Raw genomic sequence first — 8,617 nt, 5'->3', positions numbered from 1 at the left:
CGACCACCGAGTCCACCGTCCCGTCGCCGCACCACCGCACCGCGGCCTCCAGGTTCACCCCGCCCGCCGTCCAGGCCCCGGAGCGCAGGGTCCGCGCGAGAACGTCCAGATGGGCGGGCGGCGCGGTCAGCATGCCCACGGTGAGTCCGGGGGCGAGCCGCTTGGAGAGGCTGTCGACGAGGACGGTGCGGTCCGGTGCATACGCGGCGAGCGGCGCGGGCGCGTCCTCGGCGAGGAAGGCCCACGTGGTGTCCTCGACCGCGTACAGATCCGACTCCCCCAACACACCCGCCAGTTCGGCCCGCCGCTCCGGACCGGCGGTCAGGGACAGCGGATTGTGCAGCGTCGGCTGTACGTACACCGCGCTGAGCGGCGAAGCGCTGCGGTGGACGGCGGCCAGCGCGTCCGGCCGCATCCCCTCCTCGTCCACGGCGACCGGCACCAGACGCACCCCGAGCCGCTCGGCAATGGCCTTGACCAGCGGATACGTCAGCTCCTCGACACCGAGACGGCCTCCAGGGCGTACGAGGGACGAGATCGCGGCGGCGATGGCCTGCCGCCCGTTGCCGGCGAAGAGGACATGGGCGGGGTCGGGCCGCCAGCCCGCCCGTGCCAGCACATCGGCGGCGGCCGCCCGCGCCTGGGGAGTGCCGTCGGCGGCGGCCGGGCGGCTCGCCTCAAGGAGGACGTCCGGCCGCAGCAGCGGGGCGATGCCGCGGGCCATCAGCTCGGACTGCCCTTGTGCGACGGGGTAGTTGAGCTCCAGGTTCACCGGAGGCGCGTCCGCCCCTCGCGGCCGCTCGGCGAGCGAGGCGGACCCGCCGGGGTGCGGGGGCGCGGCCCTGACGAAGGTGCCACGCCCGACCTCGCCCACCGCGAGCCCCCGCCGCACGAGCTCGCCGTACACGCGGATGGCGGTGGAGTTGGCGATCCGCCGCTGCCGAGCGAAGGCCCGCTGCGTGGGCAACTGATCCCCCGGCCGCAACAAGCCACGCTCGATCTCCCCGGCCACTTCATCGGCAACGAGCCGATAGTCACTGCGCGCCACAGCACGAACCCCCAAGAAATCCAGCAGCCGCCAACACCGAGATCCCCCCGCGTGATCCCCCGGCAATCGCGCACCCCGCGCACATTGCACCGAGAGCAAAGACCCTATTGCACCGCCGAGTTTTCCCCGCCTAGCCTCCCCCCATGGCAACCGCGCACCTCAACGGCATCACCATCGGCTACGACGACGAAGGCGCAGGCCCACCCCTGCTCCTCATCCACGGCCACCCCTTCGACCGCACGATGTGGACCCCCCAGCGCACCGCCTTCTCCGCGACCCACCGCGTCATCACCCCAGACCTCCGCGGCTACGGCGAAACGGACGTGGTCCCCGGCACCACCCCCTTCGCCACCTTCGCCGCCGACATCCTCGCCCTGCTCGACCACCTCGGCGTGGCCCGCTGCGCACTCGGCGGCCTCTCCATGGGCGGCCAGATCGCGATGGAGTGCCTCCGCCTGTTCCCCGAGCGGATCAGCGGCCTGCTCCTGGCCGACACCTTCCCTGCCGCCGAGACGGACGAGGGCAAGGCCTGGCGCAACGCCCTGGCCGACCGGCTCCTCGCCGAGGGCATGAAGCCGTACGCCGATGAAGTACTGGACAAGATGGCGGCCCCGTACAACCCGCGGGCCGCGGCCCACGTGCACCGCATGATGCTGGCCTCGCCACCGGAGGGCGCGGCGGCGGCCCTGCGGGGCAGGGCCGAACGCCCGGACTACCGGGCCCTGTTGACCGGCGTGACGGTCCCCGCCCTGGTCGTCGTCGGCCGTGACGACACGTACACACCGGTGTCCGACGCCGAGGCCATGCGCGACGCGATCCCCGGCGCGGAACTGTGCGTGGTGGAGTCGGCGGCCCACCTGCCGAACCTGGAGCAGCCGGAGGTGTTCAACGCGGCGGTGCGCACATGGCTCACCCGGATCAACACCTGACCCTGCCCCTCCGCCCCCACTCCCCCACCCGTACGGACTGCCCCACCTCGCGCCCGCCGCCCGTCGCCCCGAAGGTGGGCGGCATGAAGCGCACCCGTACCGCCACCGCGACCCGTGTCGCCGCCGCGGCCTGCACCGCCCTGCTCGCCCTCACGGTCACCGCCTGCTCGGAGGAAGACGTCGACAAGGCCAAGGACACCGTCGCATCGGCCACGGCCAAGGCGGGCGAGGCGGTCGCGTCCGCCACGGAGGCGGCGGCCTCCGAGCTGGAGAAGGTCAAGGACGGCGTCAACGCCAAGGGCGACGTGAAGGCCGCGGACACCACAAAACCCGACGGCGACCGGACCACCGCCGAGATCACCGCCACCAACAGCACGGACAAGAAGGCGGACTACACGATCTCCGTCGACTTCCGCGACAGCGACGGCAACCTCCTCGACACGGTCGTCCTGAACATCAACGGCGTGGGCCCCGGCGACTCCAAGTCCGGCACGGCCCGCAGCAACCGAAGCCTGTCCGGCACCCCGAAGGCGGAGATCCGCAGGGCGCTGCGCCACTGAACGGGTTCAGTCCGGCCCCGCCCAGTCGAAGGTGATGTGCTTGCTGGACTGCCCCTGGCGGCTCCAGCTGAAGCCGAAGGCGTCGGCACGGTCGGCCGTCGAGCGGCCCCAGGTCGCGACCTGGCCCGGACCGGTCTCCGATCCCGGCAGGTTGGTCGACTGCACGCGCGCGCCCTCGGGCGTCGTCGGTCCGGTGAGCGCCGTCGCACCGGCCTCGACCCGGCCCGGAACGGTGGCCCGCCATCCGCCCAGGTCGTCGTCGACCTGAATGTCGATGGGGGCGAAGTCCATGCCACGCATCTCGGCACCGAACATGCTGATCATTTCGGCGGGCCAGCTGCCCGCCTGACCACTGAAGATCATCTGCAAGGCCTCGCGCTGCGCGTCGTCGGCCCTCTCGTCGAAGAAGACGCCCGCGTACGCGTCGGAGTGTTCGGCCCACACATTGCCGACGAACGAGCCGAGCATCAGTACGTTGAGGCCGTCCAGCGGAACATCGCCGTAGTGCCCCTCGCGTACATGCCAGGCCAGGACTCCCTCGCAGTCTCCGTACGTGGGCGGCTCGGCGAACGAGCACGGGCACGGCACATTGCACTTGCAGGTGTCGAACCAGTCCCCGGACGCATGCCACGCCGGAACAGTCGAAGCTGCTGCCTCTGCCGACTCTGCTGCCTCTGCTGCCTCAGTCATATCCGCCGCCTCCTCGAGGCCGGGCCCGCACCTCCATTGTCCTCCCTCTGCCGCGCGACCCGCCGCTTTCTGTGCTGACCTGGAACTGTGTTCCATGACCGGGCAGCGCTCTCCGCGCCCCTGAGGCCGGGCAATCTCCTCCCGGCCCGGGAGATGACCATCGCCTGGTCCGTCATGGTGGTGCTCGCACTGCTCGCGTGGCTGCTCACAGCCGCCCAGGCCGGTGACATGGACATGGATATGGAGCCGGGGACCATGGGTCTCGGCCTGCCCCTGTTCCTGCTGCTGTGGGTGACCATGATGGTCGCGATGATGTTCCCGTCCGTGGCACCGGTGGCCATCACCTGGGTCCGGGCCATCGGCCGTCAGTCCTCCGGAGCCGCCCGCACGGCACGGATCGCCCAGTTCGTGGCCGGGTACCTGATCGCCTGGACGGCGTTCGGTCTCTGTGTGTACGGGATTCTCACCGTGACCGGCGACCTCGTCGACAGCCACCCCGAAGCCGGGCGCTGGATCGGCGCCGGCGCCTTCCTGCTAGCCGGACTCCACCAGTTCAGCCCGCTGAAGAACATGTGCCTGCGCCACTGCCGAAGCCCCATCGGCCAACTCGTGCGCTACGCCGGCTACCGCCCGCGCGCCCGTGACCTGCGCGTCGGCGCCCACCACGGGCTCTACTGCGTCGGCTGCTGCTGGGGACTCATGATCGTCCTCATTCCGCTCGGCACGATGAACATCGCGGCGATGGCGGGCGTGGCGGTCATCATCTTCATCGAGAAACTGTGGCGCCTCGGCCCGGTGTTCAGCACCGCGATCGGCGTGCTGTTCCTGGTCCTGGCCGCACTGGCCCCGTTCCAGAGCTGGCTGCTGCCGGGCCTCGAACATCACGGCCCGTCGATGGAGCCGATGACGATGACGCCCAGGGGGTGATCGACGCCCAGGGGGTGATCGACGCTCAGGGGCTGAGCGACCGCAGAATCCTCTCCGGCAGGACGCGCGCGGCCTCGTCGAGGTCGACATCGTCGATACCGGACAGCCACCGGCGCGCGGTCGCGACGACCGGCCCCAGGACCAGCGCCTCGATCAAGGGCACGGCCAGCGGGGCGACCTCGCCCGACTCGATGTGCTGCCGCATCCACGCGGCCATCGGCGAGAGCCTGGCCTCCTGGGCATCGCGGAGCTGCCTGGCCTGCGCCATCCCGAGCCGGTCGGCGTAGGAGGAGTGCAGGAGCCGGGACGCGTCCGGGTGCTCCTGGATGAACGTCAGGTAGACCCGCACGAGGGCGCGGATGCCGGTCCGGGCGGTCCGGGAACGCTCCACGGCCGCGGCGAGCTCACCGAGCAGCCGGCCGAGCCAGCGCTGCAGCAGGGCGATCATGAGGCCGTCGATGCTGCCGAAGTGGTGATAGAGGCTGCCGAGGCTGACACCGCTGGCCTTGGTGATGGCGCTGACGGTGACGCCCTGCTCGCCGGAGTCGGCGTACACCTGGAGCGCGGCGTCCAGGAGGCGGTCGGCGGTTTCCTCGCCGCGTTGTTGCTTGGGGCTCATGGTGCCACCCAGCGTAAGCCACAGATTTTCTAGAACCATTTTCTAGAAATCCACTCCACAAAAACTGCCCGCTGCCCCACACTGATCCGGTGTCCGAACCCATACCCCCCGCGCCCCGCCCGGCCGCCGCACCCGGCTCCACCGCCCGAGGCTGCCTGGCCGTGCTCGGCGTCGTCGGCGCGGTAGCCCTCGTCATCCTGCTTCTGAACCAGGGCGACGGCGATGACAGCACCGCCGCCCCCGACCCGACGACCAGCTACGGGACCTACGACCCGTCGACCAGCACGCCGACGTACTCCAACGATCCGTACGAGACCGACGATCCATACGACAGCGCGACCGACCCCGCAGCCACTGCCACGGACCCCATGGACCCCGTGGACCCCACGAGCCCCCCGAGCGAGTCCCCGACCCCGTACGACTCGGGCACCTGCCTCAACGGCACACTGCCCAACTCCGAGACCGCGCAGGAGGTCAGCGACATCGACGAGGTGTCCTGCTCCGCGTCCGACGCCCACTACCGGGTGATCGAGAGCATCCCCATGACGTCGGACCTGAGCGCCTGCAGCGACAACTCCCAGACGCAGTACGCCTTCTCGTCCCGCTACACCCTCAACGGGACGACGATCAACGAGTACGTGTACTGCCTGGTCGGCATCGGCTCATACGCCCGCTGAGAGGCCCGGGCAAAAGCAAAAGCCCCAGATCACGGCGAGTGAGTTCTGGGGCTTCCACAGAGCCGCCTTCGGGATTCGAACCCGAGACCTACGCATTACGAGTGCGTTGCTCTGGCCATCTGAGCTAAGGCGGCGCGCTGCCCGCACCTATGGTGCGATCAGCAACGTCGCCAAGTCTACACAGTTTCCGGGGGTGCTCCGTACACCCCCCGCGAGAGCCCCCTGAGCGCCCCCGGCACGGCTATGAGCAGCGCTTTCCGTCCTTCGGGGCGGTGCCGTCCAGGAGGTAGGCGTTGATCGTCGAGTCGATGCAGTCACTGCCCCGGCCGTACGCCGTGTGGCCGTCGCCCTCGTAGGTGAGGAGCTTGCCGGAGGAGAGCTGGTCGGCCAGGGACTCGGCCCAGTGGTACGGGGTGGCCGGGTCGCGGGTCGTGCCGGCCACGACGATCGGGGCGGCGCCCTTCGCCTCGATGCGGTGCGGCTCGCCCGTCGCCTTCACCGGCCAGTACGCGCAGTTCAGCGAGGCCCAGGCGAGGCCCTTGCCGAAGACCGGGGATGCCTTGTCGAAGTCGGGGAGTGACTTCTTCACCTCGTCGGGGGAGGTGAAGGCGGGCGGCAGGTCCAGGCAGTTCACGGCCGCGTTGGCGAACATGAGGTTCGCGTACGTTCCGTCGCCGTCGCGCTCGTAGTAGCTGTCCGAGAGCGAGAGGAGGCCCGCGCCGTCCTTGTTCTTCATCGCCGTGTCCAGCGCCGTGCGCAGCTGCGGCCAGGCCGCCTCGTCGTACATCGCGGCGATCACGCCCGTCGTGGCGAGCGCCTCGCCGAGCTTGCGGCCGTCGGGGTCCCCGGCGGGGATCGGCGCGCCGTCCAGGTCGTCGAAGAAGGACTTCAGGCGCTTCCCCGCGTCCTGGGGGTTCTCCGTGCCCAGCGGGCAGTCCGCCTGCCGCACGCAGTCCTTGGCGAACGACTGGAACGCCGTCTCGAACCCCGCCGTCTGGTCGCGGTTCATCCGCCGGGCCGACAGCGACGGGTCCATCGCGCCGTCCAGGACCAGGCGGCCGACGCGGTCGGGATAGAGCCCGGCGTACGTCGCCCCCAGGAACGTGCCGTACGAAGCGCCCACGTACGTCAGCTTCTCGTCGCCGAGCACCTCCCGCAGGAGGTCCATGTCGCGGGCGGCCTCGACCGTGGAGACATGCGGGAGCATCTCGGCGGACCGCTTCTCGCAGCCCTCCGCGAACTCCTTGAAGGAGGCGGTGAGTTCGCCCGTCTCGCGCGTGTCGTCGGGAGTGATGTCCGTCTGCGTGTACGCGTCCATCTGCTTGCCGTCGAGGCAGTTGACGGGCTCGCTGCGGGCCACGCCGCGCGGGTCGACGGCGACCATGTCGTAGCGGGCGCGGACCTCTTGGGGGTAACCGAGCGCCGCGTACGACTGGAGATAGCCGATCGCCGAGCCGCCGGGACCGCCCGGGTTGACCTGGAGCGAGCCGAGGCGCTTGCCGGGGCCCGTGGCCTTCTTGCGGGAGACGGCCAGTTCGATCTCCTCGCCGCCCGGCTTGTCGTAGTCCAGCGGCGCCTTCATCGTGGAGCACTCGAAGCCCGGGACGCCGCACTCGCGCCACTTCAGCTTCTGCCCGTAGAAGGGCACAAGCCCTTCCGGAGTCGCGCGGGGCAGCGCGGCCATGGACGCGTCCGCCGTCGAGCTCCCGGCCGAGCAGCCGGAGATCAGCAGACCGGCGGCCAGGAACACGGCGGCTGGGGTACGGAGTCCTCTGACGATGCGCATCAGGCGAGAGTAACCGTCCGCGATCACTCGGTCGCCCTAAGTGCTCGTATGGGTGACTTGGTCAACCTCCGGGCGGGAATGTCGCGTTCGCCCCTCCGAAGAGAGCCCCTCCGGAGGGGGCGTCTCCGGAGGCGGCCTCTCCGGAGGGGCCGGTCAGCCCGCGCGCAGCGCCATCGTCATCGCCTCGACCGCAAGGAGCGGGGCCACATTGCGGTCCAGGGCGGTGCGGCAGGCGCTGATCGCCTCGATGCGGCGGAGCGTGGACTCGGGTGAGGTGCCGCGCGCCATGCGCTCCAGCATGTCCTGCACCTCCGTGTTGGCGATGGCCACGCGGGAGCCGAGCTGCAGCGTAAGCACGTCTCTGTAGACACCGGTCAGGTCGATCAGGGCGAGGTCGAGGCTGTCGCGCTGGGTGCGGGTCCTGCGGCGCTTCTGCCTGTCCTCCAGGTCCTTCATCACGCCCGCCGTGCCACGCGGCATCCGGCCGCCCTTCTCCGCGCCGAGCGCCGCCTTCAGGTCGTCCGTCTCCTTCACGTCGACCTCTTCGGCGACCTGCTTCGCGTCCTCGCCCGCCGTGTCGATCAGCTCCTGCGCGGCCTTGAGGCAGCCGCCGATCTCCTCGACCCGCAGCGGCATCTTGAGCACGGCGGCCCGGCGCTCGCGCGCCCGCGGGTCGGTCGCCAGGCGCCGGGCGCGGCCGATGTGACCCTGCGTGGCACGGGCGGCTGCCGCGGCGACATCCGGCTCGATGCCGTCACGTCGTACGAGCACGTCGGCGACGGCGTCCACAGAGGGCGTGCGCAGCGTCAGATGGCGGCAGCGGGAGCGGATCGTGGGCAGCACGTCCTCCAGGGAGGGCGCGCAGAGCAGCCACACCGTGCGGGGCGCGGGCTCCTCGACGGCCTTCAGGAGGACGTTGCCCGCGCCCTCGGTGAGGCGGTCGGCGTCCTCCAGGACGATGACCTGCCAGCGTCCTCCGGCGGGTGAGAGCTGGGCTCGCCGCACGAGGTCGCGGGTCTCCTTCACGCCGATGGACAGCAGGTCCGTACGCACCACTTCCACGTCGGCGTGCGTACCGACCAGGCTCGTATGACATCCGTCGCAGAATCCGCAGCCGGGTACGCCGCCGAGCGCGCGGTCCGGGCTCGTGCACTGGAGCGCGGCGGCGAAGGCGCGGGCGGCGGTGGACCGCCCGGAGCCGGGCGGCCCGGTGAAGAGCCAGGCGTGCGTCATCTTCGACGCCTCGGGGGGCGCGGTGCCCGCGGCCACGGCGGTGACGAGGGCGTCGGCGTCCCGAGCGGCAGCCCCCAGCTGCTCACTCACCCGCTCCTGGCCCACCAGGTCATCCCATACGGCCATGGGTCACCGCCTCCGCCTTGCA

The 8,617-nt window shown here is 70.9% G+C and carries 9 protein-coding genes and 1 tRNA gene; 4 read left to right on the top strand and 6 right to left on the bottom strand.

Features of this window, described 5'->3' with window-relative positions:
* Positions 1 to 1,048 (bottom strand): PLP-dependent aminotransferase family protein (locus tag ACFWY6_RS19815; RefSeq protein ID WP_384691896.1); only part of this gene is annotated, 1,048 nt, incomplete at its 3' end.
* Positions 1,049 to 1,191: 143 nt separating this feature from the next.
* Between ACFWY6_RS19815 and ACFWY6_RS19810 the strand changes: the two genes are divergently transcribed.
* Both ACFWY6_RS19810 and ACFWY6_RS19805 read left to right on the top strand, forming a co-directional pair.
* A complete protein-coding gene (locus ACFWY6_RS19810) occupies positions 1,192 to 1,977 on the top strand; it encodes an alpha/beta fold hydrolase (RefSeq protein WP_384691894.1) in 786 nt (261 codons plus the stop codon).
* 83 nt (positions 1,978 to 2,060) lie between these two features.
* Complete coding sequence (locus ACFWY6_RS19805; protein WP_384691892.1) at positions 2,061 to 2,537, top strand: FxLYD domain-containing protein; 477 nt, start codon at positions 2,061 to 2,063, stop codon at positions 2,535 to 2,537.
* Between the two features lie 6 nt (positions 2,538 to 2,543).
* On the opposite strand, the gene ACFWY6_RS19800 is transcribed toward ACFWY6_RS19805, so the two are convergent.
* On the bottom strand, positions 2,544 to 3,227 hold the full coding sequence (locus ACFWY6_RS19800) for a DUF1326 domain-containing protein (RefSeq protein WP_384691890.1): 684 nt from the start codon (positions 3,225 to 3,227) through the stop codon (positions 2,544 to 2,546).
* Between the two features lie 153 nt (positions 3,228 to 3,380).
* Between ACFWY6_RS19800 and ACFWY6_RS19795 the strand changes: the two genes are divergently transcribed.
* Complete coding sequence (locus tag ACFWY6_RS19795; protein ID WP_384691887.1) at positions 3,381 to 4,154, top strand: DUF2182 domain-containing protein; 774 nt, start codon at positions 3,381 to 3,383, stop codon at positions 4,152 to 4,154.
* 25 nt (positions 4,155 to 4,179) lie between these two features.
* On the opposite strand, the gene ACFWY6_RS19790 is transcribed toward ACFWY6_RS19795, so the two are convergent.
* A complete protein-coding gene (locus ACFWY6_RS19790; RefSeq protein WP_361819300.1) occupies positions 4,180 to 4,773 on the bottom strand; it encodes a TetR/AcrR family transcriptional regulator in 594 nt (197 codons plus the stop codon).
* An 89-nt stretch (positions 4,774 to 4,862) separates the two neighbouring features.
* On the opposite strand from ACFWY6_RS19790, the gene ACFWY6_RS19785 reads away from it, so the two are divergent.
* A complete protein-coding gene (locus ACFWY6_RS19785) occupies positions 4,863 to 5,450 on the top strand; it encodes a hypothetical protein (RefSeq protein ID WP_384691884.1) in 588 nt (195 codons plus the stop codon).
* A 60-nt stretch (positions 5,451 to 5,510) separates the two neighbouring features.
* Here ACFWY6_RS19785 and ACFWY6_RS19780 read toward each other — a convergent pair.
* The 3 genes from ACFWY6_RS19780 to ACFWY6_RS19770 form a co-directional block, all read right to left on the bottom strand.
* A tRNA-Thr gene (locus tag ACFWY6_RS19780) sits at positions 5,511 to 5,584 on the bottom strand.
* A 107-nt stretch (positions 5,585 to 5,691) separates the two neighbouring features.
* Complete coding sequence (locus tag ACFWY6_RS19775) at positions 5,692 to 7,236, bottom strand: alpha/beta hydrolase (protein ID WP_384691882.1); 1,545 nt, start codon at positions 7,234 to 7,236, stop codon at positions 5,692 to 5,694.
* A gap of 153 nt (positions 7,237 to 7,389) precedes the next feature.
* Positions 7,390 to 8,595 (bottom strand): DNA polymerase III subunit delta', encoded by a 1,206-nt coding sequence (locus tag ACFWY6_RS19770; protein WP_384691879.1) that lies wholly within the window; start codon positions 8,593 to 8,595, stop codon positions 7,390 to 7,392.
* Positions 8,596 to 8,617: the final 22 nt, after the last annotated feature.

It is taken from the genome of Streptomyces sp. NPDC059037 (genome assembly GCF_042740015.1).
In the GTDB taxonomy this organism is placed as follows: Bacteria; Actinomycetota; Actinomycetes; order Streptomycetales; family Streptomycetaceae; genus Streptomyces.
Note: the sequence above shows the minus strand (reverse complement) of the source record. Positions and strands in the feature narration are given on the sequence as shown.